At 65.1% G+C, this 20,258-nt stretch carries 13 protein-coding genes; 8 read left to right on the plus strand and 5 right to left on the minus strand.

Going from position 1 to position 20,258, the window contains the following annotated elements; all coding sequences use genetic code 11:
• Positions 1–29 precede the first annotated feature (29 nt).
• Together BWP39_RS01785 and BWP39_RS01790 are read left to right on the plus strand one after the other, a co-directional pair.
• The gene (locus tag BWP39_RS01785) at positions 30–2,609 is read left to right on the plus strand and encodes a [protein-PII] uridylyltransferase (protein WP_096716647.1); all 2,580 of its coding nucleotides are present in this window, start codon (positions 30–32) and stop codon (positions 2,607–2,609) included.
• 6 nt (positions 2,610–2,615) lie between these two features.
• Positions 2,616–4,682, plus strand: coding sequence for a pseudouridine synthase (locus tag BWP39_RS01790; RefSeq protein ID WP_096716648.1), 2,067 nt, complete (start codon positions 2,616–2,618; stop codon positions 4,680–4,682).
• Positions 4,683–4,789: 107 nt separating this feature from the next.
• Here the strand turns inward: BWP39_RS01790 and def are convergent, their stop codons facing one another.
• The 5 genes from def to BWP39_RS01815 all read right to left on the minus strand — a co-directional run bounded on the left by def (position 4,790) and on the right by BWP39_RS01815 (position 13,719).
• Positions 4,790–5,323, minus strand: coding sequence for a peptide deformylase (def, locus tag BWP39_RS01795; protein ID WP_096716649.1), 534 nt, complete (start codon positions 5,321–5,323; stop codon positions 4,790–4,792).
• Positions 5,320–7,371: an NAD-dependent DNA ligase LigA gene (gene ligA / locus BWP39_RS01800; protein ID WP_096716650.1), complete on the minus strand. Its 2,052-nt coding sequence runs from the start codon at positions 7,369–7,371 to the stop codon at positions 5,320–5,322. The genes def and ligA overlap by 4 nt, the downstream gene beginning before the upstream one ends.
• A gap of 375 nt (positions 7,372–7,746) precedes the next feature.
• Positions 7,747–8,970, minus strand: a complete 1,224-nt coding sequence (locus BWP39_RS01805) for a cell division protein ZipA C-terminal FtsZ-binding domain-containing protein (RefSeq protein ID WP_096716651.1) — start codon at positions 8,968–8,970, stop codon at positions 7,747–7,749.
• A 122-nt stretch (positions 8,971–9,092) separates the two neighbouring features.
• A complete protein-coding gene (smc, locus tag BWP39_RS01810; protein WP_096716652.1) occupies positions 9,093–12,611 on the minus strand; it encodes a chromosome segregation protein SMC in 3,519 nt (1,172 codons plus the stop codon).
• A 148-nt stretch (positions 12,612–12,759) separates the two neighbouring features.
• Positions 12,760–13,719 (minus strand): DMT family transporter, encoded by a 960-nt coding sequence (locus tag BWP39_RS01815; protein ID WP_096716736.1) that lies wholly within the window; start codon positions 13,717–13,719, stop codon positions 12,760–12,762.
• Between the two features lie 272 nt (positions 13,720–13,991).
• Here BWP39_RS01815 and dapC point away from each other — a divergent pair, with 272 nt between their 5' ends.
• From dapC to cls, 6 genes are all read left to right on the plus strand, one after another.
• A complete protein-coding gene (gene dapC, locus BWP39_RS01820; RefSeq protein ID WP_096716653.1) occupies positions 13,992–15,209 on the plus strand; it encodes a succinyldiaminopimelate transaminase in 1,218 nt (405 codons plus the stop codon).
• Positions 15,210–15,280: 71 nt separating this feature from the next.
• Complete coding sequence (dapD, locus tag BWP39_RS01825; protein WP_091013896.1) at positions 15,281–16,129, plus strand: 2,3,4,5-tetrahydropyridine-2,6-dicarboxylate N-succinyltransferase; 849 nt, start codon at positions 15,281–15,283, stop codon at positions 16,127–16,129.
• A complete protein-coding gene (locus BWP39_RS01830; RefSeq protein WP_091013899.1) occupies positions 16,129–16,494 on the plus strand; it encodes an ArsC family reductase in 366 nt (121 codons plus the stop codon). The genes dapD and BWP39_RS01830 overlap by 1 nt, the downstream gene beginning before the upstream one ends.
• A gap of 122 nt (positions 16,495–16,616) precedes the next feature.
• On the plus strand, positions 16,617–17,756 hold the full coding sequence (dapE, locus tag BWP39_RS01835; RefSeq protein WP_096716654.1) for a succinyl-diaminopimelate desuccinylase: 1,140 nt from the start codon (positions 16,617–16,619) through the stop codon (positions 17,754–17,756).
• A 17-nt stretch (positions 17,757–17,773) separates the two neighbouring features.
• Positions 17,774–18,658: a 50S ribosomal protein L3 N(5)-glutamine methyltransferase gene (prmB, locus tag BWP39_RS01840; protein WP_096716655.1), complete on the plus strand. Its 885-nt coding sequence runs from the start codon at positions 17,774–17,776 to the stop codon at positions 18,656–18,658.
• Between the two features lie 148 nt (positions 18,659–18,806).
• The gene (cls, locus tag BWP39_RS01845; protein ID WP_096716656.1) at positions 18,807–20,246 is read left to right on the plus strand and encodes a cardiolipin synthase; all 1,440 of its coding nucleotides are present in this window, start codon (positions 18,807–18,809) and stop codon (positions 20,244–20,246) included.
• The last annotated feature ends 12 nt before the right edge of the window (positions 20,247–20,258 follow it).

Below are 20,258 nucleotides of genomic sequence, written 5' to 3' on the forward strand. Positions count from 1 at the left end.
TTTTCGTTTCCCTTGTCCGCCGCGTGCCCATGAGTAGCGTCCAGGTTGTTCCTCTTTTCAGTGCTACGTCGCTCAAGGCGGACTACAAGATAGCGAAGGCCGCGCTGCTGGAGCGCTTCAGGACCGCCGGCAACGTCGATACGCTGATGCGCTCGCTCGCGCGTCTCACCGATACCGCACTGCGCGGCGCCTGGGATGCGTGCGGGCTGCCACCGGCGCTGACACTGCTGGCTGTCGGCGGTTATGGACGCGGCGAACTCGCGCCGTTTTCCGACATCGATATTCTGGTGCTGTTGCCCGACGGGCCGAATCCGCAGCTTGAAACGCGGCTTGAGCGCTTCATTGGCCTCGCGTGGGATCTCGGGCTCGAACTCGGCAGCAGCGTGCGCACCGTCGAGCAATGTCTCGAAGAGGCGGCCAACGACATCACCGTGCGTACCTCGCTGCTCGAAGCACGACGTATTGTCGGCAGCACATCGCTGTTTGAGCGATTTGCCGTGCGCTATCGCGAGGCGCTCGATCCGCGTGCCTTCTTCCAGGCGAAGGTGCTGGAAATGCGTCAGCGCCACGCGAAGTTTCAGGACACGCCCTACTCGCTCGAACCGAACATCAAGGAAAGCCCGGGCGGCCTGCGCGATCTGCAGTTGATCCTCTGGGTCACGCAGGCGGCGGGCTTCGGCAGTAGCTGGCGCGAACTCGATGCACGCGGCCTGATCACCGAGCGCGAAGCACGCGGGCTGCGCCGCAATGAAAGCTTTCTGAAGACGCTGCGCGCGCGGCTGCATGTGATCGCCGGGCGGCGCCAGGACATTCTCGTCTTCGATCTACAGATCGCGGTCGCCGAAAGTTTCGGCCACAAGGCCACCGACGCGAAACGCGCCAGCGAACAGTTGATGCGCCGCTACTACTGGGCCGCGAAAGCCGTCACGCAGCTGGCGACGATCCTGATCCAGAACATCGAAGCACAGCTGTTTCCGGATACGAGCGGCATCACGCGTGTGCTCTCGGACCATTTCGTCGAGAAGCAAGGCATGCTGGAGATTGCCGGCGACGATGTTTTCGAACGCGAACCGCATGCCATTCTCGAAGCGTTCCTGCTGTACGAGAAGATTCGCGGCGTCAAAGGGCTGTCCGCGCGCACGCTGCGCGCGCTCTACAACGCGCGCGACGCAATGGACCGGCACTGGCGCCGCGACCCCGAAAACCGTCGCATGTTTATGGAAATCCTCCAGCAGCCGGAGGGCATCACGCACGCGCTGCGGCTGATGAACCAGACGAGCGTGCTCGGGCGGTATCTGCTGAACTTCCGCCGCATCGTCGGGCAGATGCAGCACGACCTGTATCACGTGTATACCGTCGACCAGCACATCCTGATGGTGCTGCGTAATCTGCGCCGCTTCGCGGTTGCCGAGCATGCGCACGAATACCCGTTCTGCAGTCAGTTGATCGCGAATCTCGAGCGGCCGTGGGTGCTGTATGTCGCGGCGCTGTTCCACGACATCGCGAAGGGCCGCGGCGGCGATCACTCGAAGCTCGGCATGGCCGACGCCCGACGCTTTTGTCGCGAGCACGGCATCGAAGCCGACGATACGGCGCTCGTCGTCTGGCTGGTCGAGCATCACCTGACGATGAGCCAGTTTGCCCAGAAGCAGGACACGAGCGACCCCGAGGTCATCAAGCGCTTCGCCGAACTGGTCCACAGCGAGCGACGCCTGACAGCGCTGTATCTGCTGACGGTTGCCGATATCCGCGGCACCAGTCCGAAGGTCTGGAACACGTGGAAAGGCAAGCTGCTCGAAGACCTTTATCGCACGACGCTCAATGTGCTCGGTGGCGCGCGGCCCGATGCGCATTCGGAACTGAAGTCCCGTCAGGAAGAGGCCCTGACGTTGCTGCGGCTCGAAACCGTGCCCGAGCACGCGCATAGCGCGCTGTGGGATCAACTCGACGTCGGTTATTTCCTGCGCCACGATGCCGCCGATATCGCGTGGCAAACGCGCGTGCTGCATCGCCACGTCAACACGCCGACGCCGATCGTTCGCGCGCGCCCATGGCCGATCGGCGAAGCGTTGCAGGTGCTCGTCTACGTGCAGGATCGCCCCGATCTGTTCGCTGGCATCTGCGCGTATTTCGACCGCAACGGGCTGTCGGTGCTCGATGCGCGGGTCAGCACGACGAAACACGGCTACGCGCTCGATAACTTCCTCGTTGCGCACACCGAACGGGACGTGCACTATCGCGACATCGCGAATCTCGTGGAGCAGGAGCTCGCCGCCCGGTTAACCGCTGGCGGCACGCTGCTGCCGGAACCGTCGAAGGGCCGTCTGTCGCGGCTCTCGCGCACGTTCCCTGTGACGCCGCGCGTCGACCTGCGGGCCGACGAGCGCGGCCAGTACTACATCCTGTCCGTGTCGGCCAACGACCGGCCAGGCCTTCTTTATTCGATCGCGCGTGTGCTGGCTGAGCACCGGGTCGGCGTCCATGCGGCGCGGATCAATACGCTCGGCGAACGCGTCGAAGACGTGTTTCTGCTGGACGGACGCGGCCTGTCGGACAACCGCCTGCAAATTCAGGTCGAGACCGAGCTGCTGCGCGCGATCGCAGTGTGAGATTTCATGCGACTCAAATTAACAGCCAAGCATCCGCGGCCGGCTTCGTCCGAACGCGCCCCTGTGCGTACCGGTAGTACGTCTGCGCGTAAACCTGTGCGCGGGGCGGGTGCGGGTAAATCTGCGGGGGGCGCTGGGTCTGCTGGATCTGGCGGTGCGGGTAAGCCGCCGCGGGCGGGTGCAGCGGGTGCGGAGAAGCGTCCGGCGGGCAAGTTCGCCGCTGCTACCGGCGAGCGGCGCAAGCCGGCGTCCGCCGCGGGTGGCGTTAGATCCGACGCGCGGCGTGCGCCGTCCGAGCGGCCGCCCCGCCGCGCCGAAGGCGAACCTCGACGCTTTGACGGCGAGCGGCCGCGTGGTGATGGGCCCGCACGTCGTGCTGATGGCGAACGTCCGCGTGGGGACAGCCCGGCACGTCGTTTCGACGGTGAACGTCCACGTGGTGATGGCCCGGCACGTCGTGCTGATGGCGAGCGTCCGCGTGGAGATAGCCCGGCGCGACGTTTCGACGGTGAACGTCCACGCGGCGATGGCCCGGCACGTCGCACCGATGGTGACCGCCCGCGTGGTGTTGGCCCGGCACGTCGTACCGATGGCGAGCGTCCGCGTGGCGACAGTCCAGCACGTCGTTTCGACGGTGAACGTCCGCGTGGTGATGGCTCGGCACGTCGCACCGATGGTGACCGCCCGCGTGGAGATAGTCCCGCACGACGTTTCGACGGTGAACGTACACGTGGTGACGGCCCAGCACGTCGTGCTGACGGCGAGCGCCCGCGTGGGGATAGCCCGGCGCGTCGTTTCGACAGCGAACGTCCGCGCGGCGATGGCCCAGCTCGGCGCTTCGACAGCGAACCGCGCCGCACTGGTGGAGTACGTGCACCACGCGACGGCAACCCGGACGCACCGCGCAATCGCGACGCGGCACGACCGGCACGTTTCACGGGCGAACGCGGTGCGCCGCGCCCGGACCGCGACGCGAGCGACCGTCGCGTCCCCACCGAACGTGGCCCGCGCGCAGCTTCGAGCGACCGTAGCGAGCGGCCCGTCTTCAGATCAGGCGAGAAACGCGAAACCGGACGCGACAGCGCCCCCGAGCGCAAGGAACGTCGCATCGCACAACCCATCAAGGGCGGATACGAAGGCCGCACTACCCGGCCGGCCGAAGACACCCGTCCGGCCCGCCCGGCCGCACGCCGCACCGCTGACGAGGGCAACAGCACCTACCCCGGTCCGAAGCTCGACGATCAGCGCTCCAGACGCGCCAAACGCGCGGATGATCCCAAGCCCTTCAGGCCGGCGCGCGAACGCGACGACCAGCCCGGCACACTCCGTCTTTCGAAGCTGATGTCCGAACTCGGCATGTGCTCGCGCCGCGAGGCCGACGAGTGGATCGAGAAAGGCTGGGTAACGGTCGATGGTGTGGTGATCGACACGTTGGGCACAAAGGTTCGCCCCGATCAGCGCATCGACATCGATCCTGCCGCACAGGCCATGCAGGCGAAGCAGGTCACGATCCTCATCCACAAGCCGGTCGGCTATGTATCGGGGCAGGCGGAAGACGGCTACGAACCCGCGGTCGCGCTGGTCACGCCGGCCAATCGCTGGGAAGGCGACCATTCGGGTACCCAGTTCTCGCCCTCACATCTGCGGACGCTGGCACCGGCCGGACGGCTCGACATCGATTCGACGGGGCTGCTCGTACTGACCCAGGATGGCCGGGTCGCGAAGCAGTTGATCGGTGGGCATTCCGAGGTCGACAAGGAGTACCTGGTCCGAGTCGCCTACGGCGACATCGAAACCGACGTCGATCAACACTTCCCTGCCGAGAGCCTCGCGCTGCTGTGTCACGGCCTGTCCCTCGACGACGTGCCGCTCAAACCCGCGAAGGTCACCTGGCAGAACAGCGAGCAACTTCGTTTCGTCCTGAATGAGGGCAAGAAACGGCAGATCCGCCACATGTGCGAAGCCGTCGGGCTACGGGTCGTCGGGTTGAAGCGGGTGCGCATCGGCAAGGTGATGCTGGGCGCACTGCCACAAGGGCAATGGCGCTATCTGAGCGCCGAAGAGTTGTTCTGACGCGTCTCGCCCGGGGATTCAATTCAGGGAAGGCCAAACGATAAAAAGCCCACGAAAAACGTGGGCTTTTCACTGCCTGCGCGGTTCACCGCGCTCAACCTACATCATCAATCGTCGCTATTCGGATCGAGATCGGGGAACAGGATTTCGGTGAAGCCGAACTTCGAGAAATCGGTGATACGCATCGGGTACAGCTTGCCGATCAGGTGATCGCATTCGTGCTGCACGACACGCGCATGAAAGCCTTCCGCGACGCGATCGATCGGTGTGCCGAACTGGTCGAAGCCGTGATAACGGATCATCGAAAAACGGCTCACCGCACCGCGTAAGCCCGGCACCGACAGGCAACCTTCCCAGCCCTCTTCCATGTCCTGCGACACCGGCGTGATAGTCGGGTTGATCAGCACCGTTTCCGGCACCGGCGGCGCATCCGGATAACGCTCGTTGTGACCGAAACCGAAGATCACCACCTGCAGATCGACACCGATCTGCGGCGCCGCAAGTCCAGCGCCGTTCGCATCGTGCATCGTCTCGAACATGTCCTTCACGAGTTCATGCAGCTCGGGGGTGTCGAAATGATCGACGGCAGCGGCGATGCGGAGCAACCGCGGGTCGCCCATCTTGAGAATTTCGCGAATCATGTTGAGTGCCCCTCCAGGAGCGTGCGCATACCATCTTCGTCCAGCACCGTGATGCCGAGTTCCTCGGCTTTCGCAAGCTTGCTGCCCGCTTCGGCGCCGGCCACCACGTAATCGGTTTTCTTCGATACCGAACCGGCCACCTTCGCGCCGGCCGCTTCGAGCATTTCCTTCGCGACCTCGCGCGACAGGTTCGGCAAGGTCCCGGTCAGCACCACGGTCTTGCCGGTGAGCACACCTTGCGGCGCCTTCGGCGCGGGCGGTCCTTCCTCCCACGTGACGCGGCCCGGTGCGCGCAACTGTTCAATCACGGTGCGGTTGTGCTCCTCGGCGAAGAACTGGTGCAACGCCTCGGCCACCACAGGCCCGACGTCGTTCACTTCCAGCAGTTCTTCAACCGGCGCGTTCATGATCGGATCGAGCGAGCCGAAATGTTTTGCAAGGTCTTTCGCAGTCGATTCGCCGACGTGGCGAATACCGAGCGCGTAAATGAAGCGCGCCAGCGTGGTGTGCTTTGCCTTGTCGAGCGAGTCGAGCAGGTTCTGGGCCGACTTGTCCGCGAAGCGATCGAGTGCGGATAGCGTCGAGAAGCCCAGATTGAACAGATCTGCGGGCGTACGGACGAGGTTCTGTTCGACCAGCTGGTCGATGATCTTTTCGCCGAGTCCATCGATATCGAGTGCGCGACGCGCCGCGAAATGCCAGAGCGCCTGCTTGCGCTGCGCCGGACAGAAGAGCCCGCCTGTGCAGCGCGCAATCGCCTCGTCTGGCAGCCGTTCGATCGCCGAGCCGCACACCGGGCACGCGGTCGGCATCACGAATTCGCGTGCGTCCGCGGGACGGCGGTCGAGCAACGCGCTGACCACTTCGGGAATCACATCGCCGGCGCGCCGCACGATCACCGTGTCGCCGATGCGGATGTCCTTGCGACGCACCTCGTCTTCGTTGTGCAGCGTGGCGTTGGTCACCGTCGCACCGCCGACGAACACCGGCTCCAGCCGCGCCACCGGTGTGATCGCGCCGGTGCGGCCGACCTGCACGTCGATGGCGAGCAGTTTAGTCAACGCCTCCTGAGCCGGGAATTTGTGCGCGAGCGCGAAGCGCGGCGCCCGCGACACGAAGCCGAGCTTGTCCTGTTCGTCGCGGCGGTTCACCTTGTAAACCACACCGTCGATGTCATACGGCAGCCGCTCGCGCTTCTCGCCGACTGCGTGAAAGAACGCGAGCAATCCATCCGCCCCTTCAACCACCGCCCGCTCGTTGTTCACCGGCAGCCCCAGCTCTGCATACCAGTCGAGCAGCTCACTGTGCGTGCCCGGCATCTCGAAGCCTTCGAGCACGCCGATTCCGTACGCGAAGAACGATAGCGGACGCTGCGCGGTAATACGCGAATCGAGCTGCCGCAAACTACCAGCCGCCGCGTTGCGCGGGTTCGCGAATTCGCGCTGCTCCGCTTCGCGCTGCCGCGCATTGAGGCGCTCGAAATCGCGCTTGAACATCAGTACTTCGCCACGCACGTCGAGCACCTTCGGGATGCGCGGGCCCTTGAGCGTGAGCGGAATCGAGCGAACCGTGCGGATGTTTTCGGTGACGTCTTCGCCGGTCGCACCGTCGCCGCGTGTCGATGCCTGCACGAAACGGCCATCGACATAACGCAGTGAAATGGCCAGCCCGTCGAACTTCAGTTCGCACGCGTAGCCGACCGGCGTGTGGCCGAGCGCATCGCCCACGCGCCGGTCGAACGCGGCGATGTCTTCGTCGGCAAAACCGTTGTTCAGCGACAGCATCGGCTGCGTGTGCACGACGGGCTCGAAACCCCGCGCCGCTTCGCCGCCTACGCGCTGCGTCGGCGATTCGGGTGTAACCAGTTCGGGGTGCTCGGTCTCGATCTGCTGCAGCTCCTTGAAGAGCCGGTCGTATTCCGCGTCCGGCAATTCAGGTTGATCGAGCACGTAGTACGCGTGATTCGCGCGGTCAAGCTCTGCGCGCAGCCACGCGATCCGTTCGGACGGGCCACTGGGTGCCGGTTTGGAGACGCTGGTTCGGGCCATGCTGTGGAGGGTTCGCAGGTGGAATTCAGACGTCAGATTATCGCAGGAAGCGCGGGCCGTGACATCGGCCGAATGGGTGTGCCAAAGTGTGCGCAGGTGCGCACGGGCAGTCGATATTGGTACGAAGTGAAGCGGCTTCGTGCGTCAGCGCGGTTGCCGCGGTCGGCGCGGCGAAAACATGCACGTGGAAGGCAGGATCGGCCTCGAACCGATGGATACCGGTGAGGCCGGGCCTGGCAACGCACGCATCTGCGAGGCAAACCCGCGCGATGTCAGAAAACCATCAGGAAGCGAAAGCGGGGAAACCGGTCGCGTGGGGTGTGAAGCAAACATAGAACACCCCCACCCCGTGCCGCACCAACCTCACCGGTCGAATTACTGACTAAACAATCGCCGGGTAGCCGGCGAACCCGCCGGAATCCCCGCCTGTTCGAGTTTTGCGTACAGCGTCATCAGCTGCTTTTCGATCGCGAGAAGCGCACTCTCGGGCAGCGGCCGGCGCTGATCGTCGACCACGCGCCCGCCGATTCGCTCAGCCAGCGACTTCGCGTAATCGCACATCAGCCGGAACGGCAGGATGTCCTCGTCGGCCACCGGCACGTCGAGCACCAGCGTGATCATCTGACCGCCCTTGTAGGTCAGGTCGTCGCGCAGAAAATTCGTGTCGCCGAACTGCAGCATGAACACCGGGCTCTGCTTCGCGTCGAGCTTGACGAAGCGGGTGCCGTCGCGCGACAGCAGCAGGCCGTCCTGCGACGCCACCGCCTGCACGTAATTCGCCGACCACGGCGCGCCATCCGACATCACGTTGATCGACAGTTGCGCGTCGCACTGCGCGGCAAAGCCGTCGAGTTCGCGCGCCATCGCTACGGTTTCCAGCATGTCGGGGAATTCCGGCGATGCATCGATTGCATCGGCGAACTGCTGTACGCCCGTCACGAACTCGGAGAACTCCAGTTCGTTGAGCGGCCCGCTGCGGTTCGCAAGTTGCGCAGCCGCGCGCAGTTCCTCGTAGCGCACGCCGTTTTGCAGCAGCTCCCATGCACCGCCACCTTCCGGCTTGCCTTCGATATGCACGGGCTTGCTGCCCGCGCGGCGCAGGCGCTGCGCAAACGGAATCACCTTGTCGCCGGCCACGGTGGCGGCCGGACGGATCGGGACGATACAGTCGATGCGGCGGTCCACGATGGCGGGCGGCGCTGACGAGATCGTCGTCGCGGCAGGCAGGATCGGTTCGATCGCTTCGTCGGGCCCACCGTCGCCGGCACGCTCGGGGAAGCCGTCTGGCGTCGTCGCCTCGGCCTGGATATCGGTCGGTGTGTCGAGCGGCGCAACCGCGCCGAAGGTCGGCTCGACGCGCGGCGCCACGCTGGCGCCGGCCTCGCCCGCCACCGGTTCGCGGCGCACCGGCTGGCGCGCCGGCTCGATGAACGGACTCTGTTCCGCCTGATCGTCGCGGGCCTGCGCTTCGGCGGCATCGGCCGGCATCGGCCGCGGCATCCTGCGGCGTACTTTCGCGCCCTGCCATGCGTTGTACGCCACGACACCTCCGACGACCACGGCGCCGGCACCGATCAAACCGAGTGTCAACTCGTCCATGCACGCTCCATCAGCAATTCCCTTGTTTCAATTCACTTGCCTGCTCATTTGCCTGCTGCGGTTTGCCCGAGTCTACGACAGGGGCGCCAGCGCATGTGATTCAAACGATTCAAACCCGCGCGTCAAAGCGCATTCTGTGCAAATCCTGCCGCCGCTTCCATATCGACCGCGACGATCCGGGACACGCCCTGTTCCTGCATCGTCACGCCGATCAGTTGCTGCGCCATCTCCATCGCGATCTTGTTGTGCGAGATAAACAGGAACTGCGTCTTTTCCGCCATCGCGCGAACCAGGTTGGCGAAGCGTTCGGTGTTCGCGTCGTCGAGCGGCGCGTCCACTTCGTCGAGCAGACAGAACGGCGCCGGATTCAACTGGAACATCGCGAACACGAGTGCCGTCGCGGTCAGCGCTTTCTCGCCGCCCGACAGCAGGTGGATCGTCGAGTTCTTCTTGCCCGGCGGCTGCGCCATCACCTGCACGCCGGCATCGAGAATTTCGTCGCCGGTCATGATGAGCCGCGCCTGCCCACCGCCGAACAGACGCGGGAACAGTTCGCCGAAGTGCTTGTTGACTTCATCGAACGTGCCTTGCAGCAGCGTCCGTGTTTCCTGATCGATCTTGCGGATCGCGTCTTCGAGCGTGTCGATCGCGCTGGTCAGATCCGCCGATTGCGCATCGAGGAACGCCTTGCGTTCGCTCGCGGCCTTCAGCTCGTCGAGCGCGGCCATGTTCACCGGCCCGAGCGCGGCGATCGCGTTGTTGATGCGCGTGACTTCGCCTTGCAGGTACGACGGCTTCATGTCCGGCGTGAGCTTCGCCTGCAGCTCGGCCTCGTCGATGCCAGCCTCGGCAAGCTGCTCGATGAACTGCTGGCCACTCAGGCGTGCGGCCTGCTCTTTTAGCTGTAATTCGGTGATGCGGTCGCGCAGCGGTTGCAGTGCGCGTTCGGCGGTGAGGCGCGTTTCGTCGGCCTGGCGCAGTTTCGCCGTCAGATCGTCGAGTTCGAGCCGGGCTGCCTGCAGCGCCGCTTCCTTGACCGCGCGCAGCTCGAGCGCTTCCTGCAAACCGGTGTGCGCGGTCTGCTCGTTGATCGTTTCGAGTTCGGCTCGCGCATCTTCCAGCGATCCTGCCACCCGCTCGCTCTGTTCGTGCGCGATCTGGATGCTGCGCTTCAGTTCGTCGATGCGGTTCGCCATATTGCGTGCGGCGAAGCGCGCATCGGTGGCAGCACGATCGAGGTCGCGCGCTTCGGTGCGCGCATTGCTGAGCGCTTCGTCGAGGGCTTCGAAGGCAAGCTGGTTGTCTTCGAAACGCGCCTGCAGTTCGGCAAGCTCCGTATCGTGACGCTCGAAGTTCGCTTCCGATTCGGCACGCAGCGCACGCTGTTCGTCGATCTGCCCGGTGATCTCTTCGAGTTCCTCGCGGATCTGCGTGCTGCGCTGCGTATAGCGCTCATGTGCCTGGGCGAGCTTCAACACGTCCATCTGCAGCGCGTGGACCCGCTGCGTCGCGCGTTCGGCCTGCTGCCGCACGTCGGTCAGCACCTGTGCCGCCTGCGTATGCGCCGCTTCCGCGCGAATTGCCGCCGACTTCGCCTCTTCGGCAAGCAGCGCCTGCGCGCGCACCTGGCGCGTCAGGTTTTCGATCTCCTGCTGGCGTGCCAGCATGCCGGCCTGTTCGGAATCGGCGGCATAGAGCTGCACACCGACGCGCGTCACCACATGGCCGGCCTTGACGACGAACGCGCCGCCTTCCGGCAACTGCGTGCGCATGGCCAGCGCCTGCTGCAGGTCGTCCGCGACAAACGCTCGACCGAGCCAGTCGTTGAGCACTGCGCGCAGCCCTGCGTCGTCGATACGTACCAGCGCCAGTAGCGGCCGCAGTGCAGCCGGTGCGTCCGGAGCGGGGCCTGCCACGGGCGGTGCGTAGAACGCGAGCTTGGCAGGCGGTGCATCGGTGGCGAACGCCTTTACCCAGTCGAGATTCGACACTTCGAGTGCGGCGAGCCGCTCGCGCAGCACCGATTCGAGCGCGGTTTCCCAACCGGCCTCAACATGCAGTTTCTTCCACAGACGCGGCAAGCCGCCCAGTTCGTGCCTGTCGAGCCACGGCTGGATCTTGCCTTCGGTCTGCACGTTTTCCTGCAACTGCTTGAGCGCTGCAAGCCGTGCATCGAGTTGATGGTTCTGTGCGCTTTCGGCCTGCACACGCTCCTGCGCGGCGCGCCGGTCGGCGTCGAGGCGCGGCAGCGTTTCCTGGGCATCGGCGAGGCGCGCCTGCGCATCCTGCAGAATCTCTTCGTGTTCCGCGAGCTGCATGCGCGACTCTTCGAGCTGCGCTTCATCCGGTGCATCGAGCCCGCCCGCTTCCGACTTCAGCCGCTCATGACGCTGCTGCAATTGCTGCAGTTGCTGGTCGGCGTTGCGCTGATGCGCGGCTTCGAGCTTCAACGCCTGCTCGGTCTGCGCGATCCCACCGCGCTCTTCGTTCAACTGCGTCTGCGCATCGCGCCAGCGCGCCTCCAGCGCGGGCAGCGCGTCGTGCTTCGCAGCAGCGCTTTCCTCGGCGACAGCGGCTTTTTCTTCCGCGACGGCCAGTTGCTCTTCAGCATCGCCGAGATCGTCGCCGGCCTTGGCCGCTTGCGCATTCCATTGCTCGCGCTGGGCAGTCAGCGCCGCGATCTGCGCCTGCACGCGGTTGCGCGATTCGACGATGAAGCGGATCTCCGCTTCGAGCCGGCTCACTTCGGCATTCGCTTCGTAGAGGCCGCCCTGGGCGCCCTGCATCGCGTCGCTGGCCGAATAGTGGGCAACCCGCAGCGTTTCGAGCTGCGCTTCGACTTCGCGCAGCTTCGCGGTATGGGCTTCGAGGTCGATCTGCGCCTGTTCGATCGCGCGCTGCTGACGCTCCTGCTCGCCGCCCGCCTCGTTCTTGCGCAGCAGCCACAGCAGCCGCTGCTTTTCTTCGCCGTCGGTCTGCAGTTCCTTGAATTTCGTTGCGACGACCGCCTGTCCTTCGAGCTTCTCGAGGTTCGCGCCGAGTTCGCGCACGATGTCCTCGACGCGCGTCAGGTTCTCGCGCGTGTCGTGCAGACGGTTTTCGGTTTCGCGGCGGCGTTCCTTGTACTTCGACACGCCCGCGGCCTCTTCGAGGAACACACGCAGTTCTTCGGGCTTCGCCTCGATGATCCGCGAGATCATGCCCTGCCCGATGATCGCGTACGCGCGCGGCCCAAGGCCGGTACCGAGGAAGATGTCCTGGATGTCGCGCCGGCGGGCCGGCAGATTGTTGATGTAGTAGCTCGATGTGCCGTCGCGTGTCAGCACGCGCTTCACGGCAATCTCCGCATACTGGCCCCACTGGCCGGCGGCGCGGCCGTCTGCATTGTCGAAGATGAGTTCGACGCTGGCACGGCTACCCGCCTTGCGCGCGGTCGAGCCGTTGAAGATCACGTCCTGCATCGATTCGCCGCGCAGCTCGGACGCGCGCGATTCGCCCAGCACCCAGCGCACGGCGTCGATGATGTTCGACTTGCCGCAGCCATTGGGACCGACCACGCCGACAAGCTGGCCCGGAACCTGGAAATGCGTGGGATCGACGAAGGATTTGAAGCCAGCGAGTTTGATCGAGGTCAGACGCACGGCGATATCGCTGATTGAAAAGAGAAAAGGAACACGGACCGCGCTTGCCGGTTACACCGTTCAGCGACACAGTGAGCCGACGCGCAGACCCGCCGCGAACCTGGCGCCGCATACGCGCGGTCAGGCGCGCTGCGGCGGGCAGAGGCAATCATACCATCGCGCGTGAACGATTCCGGCGCTCCGCCTCGCCTGCAGCCCCGTCAAGCGGCTCGGGCCGGGCGCGGTGCACCCAGCTCGCCAGCGCCGACGCCAGCACGATGCACGCGCCGCCGGCCCACTCGCGCGGCCCCGGCGTCTCGCCGGCGAAGAGCCATGCCGACAGCGCCGTCACGACGATCTCGAACAGCATGATGATCGACGCGCGGTTCGCCGGCACGCGAGCGAGGCCGTACTGCACGAGCATGTTGTTCGAAGCAAGGACGAAGCCGAGTGCGAACACCAGCAGCGCGACCGTGGCGAGGTGCGCGCCGGCGGGCGGCGCGGGCATCGCCTCGAAGAACGACGCACACGAACTGAAGATCGCCGCCCCGCCGAAGATCGTCGCGGTGCGCATCTCGGCCTTCATGTCCGGCAGCACGCGGCTCGTCTTCACGATCAGCACGTTGCTCATCGCGAAGCCCATGCCCGCGGCGAGCCCGGCCCATTCGGCGAGACTGCCGGGCATCGGCATGCCGAGACGCGGCGACCACAGCATCAGCATCGCCCCGGCCAGCGACAGCGCCGCCAGACCCGCACCGGCCCACGTCAGACGCTCGCGCAGGATGAAATGCGCGAATAGCGCGGTCCACGCGGGCGTCAGATAGAACAGCAGCAGCACGCGCATCACTTCACCGTGGATCGTGCCCCAGACGAAGCCGAGATTGGTGATGCCTGCCGTGAAACCGAGCGTGGGTATCAGCCAGTGCCAGCGGACCGTAGCGATCGCGCGGGGCCGCAGCAGGAGCACGCACAGACAGGCGGCTGCGCTCGTCGATGCGCTGGCCACGGTGCCGCTCACGCCGAGCGCTGCGAGCATCCGCAGCGGATACCAGATCATTCCCCATACCGATGCGCCCAGCATGATGGCGAGCACGGGCCAGTTGCGCAGCCAGAGGCTGGTGGTATTCATTGCACGCATTGTGCGGCGCTCACCGTGATGGTCGTCGGTACCGTAACCAATTGCCGTTCCTGTTCTATTCCGTTTGCCGGTGCGGCGTTATCGGCCTCAACCACCGGGCCCGACCACCAGGCCCAACCACCGCCCGCCGCGCCCCGCGCAGCCTGCCGGCCACGCTATAATCGCGAGGTTGCCGGAAGCCGCGCCCGCGGCCCGGTCATTGTGTGCGCCGACCGTCGCACGCACCTGTCTCCGCCCGTCTTCGATCCGACCCGATCCGCCAAGTGAATCCGCTCCTCGACTCCCTCCAGCCCTACCCGTTCGAAAAGCTCCGCGCGCTGTTCAAGGGCGTCACGCCGCCCGCCGGACTGCCGCATATCAGCTTCGGCATCGGTGAGCCGAAACACCCGACGCCGACGCTGATCCGCGACGCCGTCGTCGCCTCGCTGGATGGGCTCGCGTCCTACCCGGCGACGCTCGGCTCGGAGGCGCTACGCGTCGCGATCGCGCGCTGGGTGACGTGGCGCTATGCGCTGCCGCCCGTCGATCCGGCCACCCAGGTCCTGCCGGTAGCGGGCTCGCGCGAAGCGCTGTTCGCGCTCGCACAGACGGTGATCGATCCGGCCCGTACGGCCGGCGGCGAGCCCGCGATCGTACTCTGTCCGAACCCGTTCTACCAGATTTACGAAGGCGCGGCGCTGCTCGCCGGCGCGCAGCCGTATTTCGCCAATAGCGATCCGGCGCGCAACTTCGCGTGCGACTACGCGGCGATCCCCGCCGACATCTGGGCCCGCACCCAGTTGCTCTATGTATGTAGCCCCGGCAACCCGACCGGCGCCGTGCTCACACTCGACGACTGGCGCGAACTGTTCGCGCTGTCGGACCGCTACGGTTTCGTGATCGCCTCCGACGAATGCTATTCGGAAATCTACTTCGACGAAGCACACCCGCCGCTTGGCGCGCTCGAAGCCGCCCATAAGCTCGGGCGCGGTTTCGAACGGCTGGTCATGCTTTCGAGCCTGTCGAAGCGCTCGAACGTGCCGGGCATGCGCTCGGGCTTCGTCGCGGGCGACGCGGCAATCCTCAAGCAGTTCCTGCTGTACCGCACCTATCACGGCGCCGCGCTGTCGACCGTCTACCAGACGGCGAGCATCGCGGCCTGGAGCGACGAGACACACGTGCGCGAAAACCGCGCGAAATATGTGCAGAAGTTTTCCACCGTTACGCCCATGCTGGCCGAGGTGCTCGACGTGCGTCTGCCGGACGCGGCGTTCTATCTGTGGGCCAACGTCGAGCGCACCGGTCTCGCGGACGACGAATTCGCCCGGCGTCTGTACGCCGACTATAATGTGACGGTTCTGCCGGGCTCATACCTCGCACGCACCGCACACGATGCGAATCCGGGCCGGGGTTTCATCCGGATCGCGCTCGTCGCGGATGTCGACGAGTGCACCGAAGGTGCCCGGCGCATCGTTGAGTTTTGCCGGGGGCTGAAAGGCTGATCCGGCAACACATCGCCCCCCAGCATCGCTCCCTTCACCCGATTTCAAACACCTCTTCATCAAGCCCGCATATGTCGCAACAACTTCAGCAGATCATCGATAACGCCTGGGAAAACCGCACCGAGCTGTCGCCGAAAGCCGCGCCGGCCGACGTGCGCGAAGCCGTCGCACACGCGATCGAGCAACTCGACCGCGGCACGCTGCGCGTCGCCGAAAAGAAGGATGGCACCTGGGTCGTCAATCAGTGGCTGAAGAAAGCCGTGCTGCTGTCGTTCCGCCTCGAAGACAACCTGCCGATGCCGGCCGGCGGTAACGGCGGCAATGGTGCGAACTACACGCAGTTCTACGACAAGGTACCGTCGAAGTTCGCGAACTACACCGCCGAAGACTTCGCCGCCGGCGGCTTTCGCGTCGTGCCGCCCGCGCTTGCGCGCCGCGGCGCGTTCATCGCGAAGAACGTCGTGCTGATGCCGTCGTACACCAACATCGGCGCGTACGTCGACGAAGGCACGATGGTCGATACGTGGGCCACCGTCGGTTCGTGCGCGCAGATCGGCAAGAACGTGCATCTGTCGGGTGGCGTCGGTATCGGCGGCGTGCTGGAGCCGCTGCAGGCCAACCCGGTGATCATCGAGGACAACTGCTTCATCGGTGCGCGCTCGGAAGTGGTCGAAGGGGTGATCGTCGAGGAGAACTCGGTGATCTCGATGGGCGTGTATCTCGGCCAGAGCACCAAGATCTATGACCGCGAAACTGGCGAAGTCACCTACGGCCGCATTCCGGCGGGCTCGGTGGTGGTGGCGGGCAACCTGCCGTCGAAGGACGGCTCGCACAGCCTGTACTGCGCCGTGATCGTCAAGAAGGTCGACGCGAAGACGCGCGCCAAGGTCGGTCTCAACGAGCTGCTGCGAGGCGATTGATGGCACGCGCCAACAAGACCGTCGTCTATGGCATCCCGAACTGCGACACCGTGAAGAAAGCGCGCGTCTGGCTGGAAGAGCACGGCATCGAGTTCGAGTTTCACGACTTCAAGAAGGCTGGCGTCACGGCGCCGCTCGTGCAGGACTGGCTCAAGGATGTGTCGCTCGACGCGCTGCTGAACCGCCGCGGCACGACCTGGCGAGGTCTGTCCGACGACATGAAAGCTGCAGCCGATAACCAGGCCGGTGCGATCGCGCTGATGATCCACAAGCCTTCGGTGATCAAGCGGCCGGTCGTGGTCGTGAACGGTCGGGTGAAGACGCTCGGTTTTTCGGCGGAAGAATACGCGACGCTGTTCGCTTGACGTTGACCTCGCTGACCTCGCGGATCTGCGCAAGCAGTAGCCGCGTTGAGTGACTCACGTAGTAGCCGGCCTGCGGGCCGGCGTTTTTTCATTTGCATCTGAATCTGGTGGATACCCAATCCATGTCCGGCACCCTCGCCCTTACCGAACAGCTGATCGCGCGCGCCTCCGTCACGCCCGACGATCAGCATTGCCAGCGCATCCTCACCGACCGTCTGTCCACGCTCGGCTTCGACTGCGAAACGATCGAGTCGCACGGCGTGACCAATCTATGGGCCGTTAAACGCGGCACCTCGGGCAGCGACGGCAAGCTGCTGGTTTTTGCTGGCCACACCGACGTCGTGCCGACCGGTCCGCTCGAACAATGGACCTCGCCGCCGTTCGAACCGACCCATCGCGACGGCAAGCTGTACGGCCGCGGCGCAGCGGATATGAAAACCTCGCTGGCCGCTTTCGTCGTCGCCAGCGAGGAGTTCGTCGCGTCACACGCGGCGCATCGCGGGTCGATTGCGTTTCTGATCACGAGCGACGAGGAAGGCCCCGCCACCGACGGCACCATCAAGGTCGTCGAAGCGCTCAAGGAACGCGGTGAACGGCTCGACTATTGCATCGTCGGCGAACCGACGTCGAGCGCGACGCTCGGCGACATGGTGAAGAACGGCCGGCGCGGCTCGATGTCGGGCAAGCTGATCGTGAAAGGCATCCAGGGGCACATTGCCTATCCGCATCTCGCGAAGAACCCGCTGCACGTACTCGCCCCCGCGCTCGCGGAACTCGTGGCCGAACGCTGGGACGACGGCAACGAATACTTCCCGCCCACCACGTGGCAGGTATCGAACCTGCATAGCGGCACCGGCGCGAGCAACGTGATCCCGGGGCATGCGGACCTGCTGTTCAACTTCCGCTTCTCGACGGCCAGCACGGTGGAAGGTCTGCAACAACGCGTCCACGCAATTCTCGACCGCCATGGTCTCGAATACGACCTGCAATGGAGCGTCAGCGGTTTGCCGTTTCTCACACCGCGCGGCGACCTGTCGGACGCGCTCGCGCGGGCCATCGTCGACGAAACCGGTGTTACTACCGAACTCTCCACCACCGGCGGCACATCCGACGGCCGCTTCATCGCGCAGATCTGCGAGCAGGTCGTCGAGTTCGGGCCACCCAATGGCAGCATTCACAAGATCGACGAGCATATCGACGTCGCCTTCATCGAGCCGCTGAAAAACGTGTATCGCCGCGTGCTCGAACAACTGGTCGCCTGACCGAGGACCCTGCAGCAATGACGCTCCCGTTTTCCACTGTCCGCGATCTGCTGCGTTTCGCCGTATCGCGTTTCAACCAGGCCGGGCTCGCGTTCGGTCACGGCTCTGCCAACGCCTACGATGAAGCGGCTTACCTCGTGCTGCACACGCTGCATCTGCCGCTCGATCTGCTCGATCCGTTTCTCGACGCGCGCCTCGCGCCCGCCGAAATCGATGCGGTGCTGAACGTGATCGAACGACGTGCGACCGACCGCATTCCCGCCGCGTATCTCACGAAGGAAGCGTGGATGCACGGCTATCGCTTCTACGTGGACGAACGCGTGATCGTGCCGCGCTCGTTTATCGGCGAGTTGCTGGCGGATGGTTTGCAACCGTACGTGGTCGATCCCGAACAGGTTGGCGCCGTGCTCGAGCTGTGCACCGGTTCCTGCTGCCTCGCGATCCTCGCGGCGCACGCGTTTCCGAACGCCGACATCGACGCGGTCGATCTGTCCGCGCCGGCACTCGAAGTCGCGGCGCGCAACGTGCACGATTACGAACTCGACGAGCAGATCGTGCTGTTCGAAGGCGACCTCTACGCGCCGCTGCCCGAGCGCCGCTACGACGTGATCATCACGAACCCGCCGTACGTCAACGCGCAATCGATGCAACTGCTGCCGCCCGAGTACCGGCACGAACCGGAGATGGCGCTCGCGGGCGGTGCGGACGGCATGGACCTCGTGCGGCGCATCATCGGTGCGGCGCGCGAATGGCTGACCGACGACGGCGTGCTGGTCGTCGAGATCGGCAACGAGCGCGAACACGTCGAGGCTGCATTCGGCGGGCTCGATCTCGTGTGGCTGACGACGAGCGCCGGCGACAACAACGTGTTCCTGATCCAGGCAGCCGACCTGCCGGTCTGAATGGCGTAGTGAGGTCGTTAGTGGTCCCCGGTAGTTCGCTTGTCATCTAACCCGACCGCTACACGCACGGCTTCGGTAAGATGGGCGTCATCCGCCGACCGGCCGTGCACGTGATACGCGAGCCGGCCCGGCCAACCTGCGCCCGCCTATGCCACTCGATTTACTTCACCTCGGTCCGCTCGTTCTGCTCGCCCATCTGCTGGGCATCGCGGCCGCATGCCACGCCATCCTGCATACCCGCACCTCGCAGGGCGCGATTGCGTGGGCGGTGTCGCTGGTCGCGATGCCGTATCTCACGCTGATCCCGTATCTGTTTCTCGGCCGCAGCAAGTTCGCCGGTTACGCCGATGCGCGGCGCATCGAGAACGAAACGCTGCGCTCGCGTGCGCATCCGCCCGAGTGGGACACGCGCGCTTCATCGGGCGGTGCGCCGACCGATGCGCTCGGTCATAGTCTCGTGCGCTCGCTTACGCACCTTGGCGGCATGCCGTTCCTGCCGGGTAATACAGTGCGCACGCTCGTCAACGGCGAGGCGACGTTTGCCGCGATCCTCGATGCGATCGAAAACGCGCAGCACTATATCGTCGTGCAGTTCTTCATCGTGCGCGCCGACGCGCTCGGCGAAATGCTCAAGGAAGCGCTGATCACGAAAGCCGCCCAGGGCGTACGCATCTACTTTCTATACGACAGCATCGGTAGCTTCGATCTGCCGCATCGCTATGTCGCGGCGCTCCGTTCGGCCGGTGTCGAGATGCATCCGTTTGCGACCAACCGGCGCTTCGTCAATCGCTTCCAGCTCAATTTCCGCAATCACCGCAAGATCGTCGTGGTCGACGGCAAGCGGGCGTTTGTCGGTGGGCACAATGTCGGTGTCGAATATCTCGGCGCGAAGCCGCCGCTTTCGCCGTGGCGCGATACACACATCGAGGTGCGCGGACCCGCGGTGGCAAGCATCCAGTTCGTCTTCACCGAAGACTGGTACTGGGCAACCCAGCAACTGCCCGCCCTCGAGATGCCGCCGTTCGAAGCCCCCACCGAAGGCATGCACTGCCTCGTGATGCCAACCGGCCCCGCGGACCGCTTCGAAACCTGCTCGCTGTTCTTCGTCGAAGCGATCAACGCGGCACGCATGCGCATCTGGATTACGACGCCGTACCTGGTACCCGACGAAGCCGTACTGTCCGCGCTGCGGCTCGCGGTGCTGCGTGGTGTCGACGTGCGCATCCTGATCCCGAGCCGGCGTGACCATCGTGTCGTGTTCGCCGCGTCGACGCTGTATGCGCACGACGCCGTGCGCAGCGGCATCCGGGTGTTCCGCTATCGTCCCGGGTTTCTGCATCAGAAGGTGGTGTTGATTGACGATGTGGCCGCGGCGATCGGCAGCGCGAATCTCGACAACCGTTCGTTCCGGCTCAACTTCGAGATCATGGTGCTGACCGTCGACCGCGAATTCGCCGCCGAGGTCCATGCGATGCTGATGCGCGACTTCGCGGAATCGTTCGAGATCGATCGCAGCGAATACAAAAAGGCGCCGGCGTGGCGGCGCATTGCGATGCACGTGGCGCGGCTGTTTGCGCCGATCCTGTAGCCGCGCGGCTCG

This window comes from Paraburkholderia acidicola, assembly GCF_002362315.1.
Taxonomy (GTDB): Bacteria; Pseudomonadota; Gammaproteobacteria; order Burkholderiales; family Burkholderiaceae; genus Paraburkholderia; species Paraburkholderia acidicola.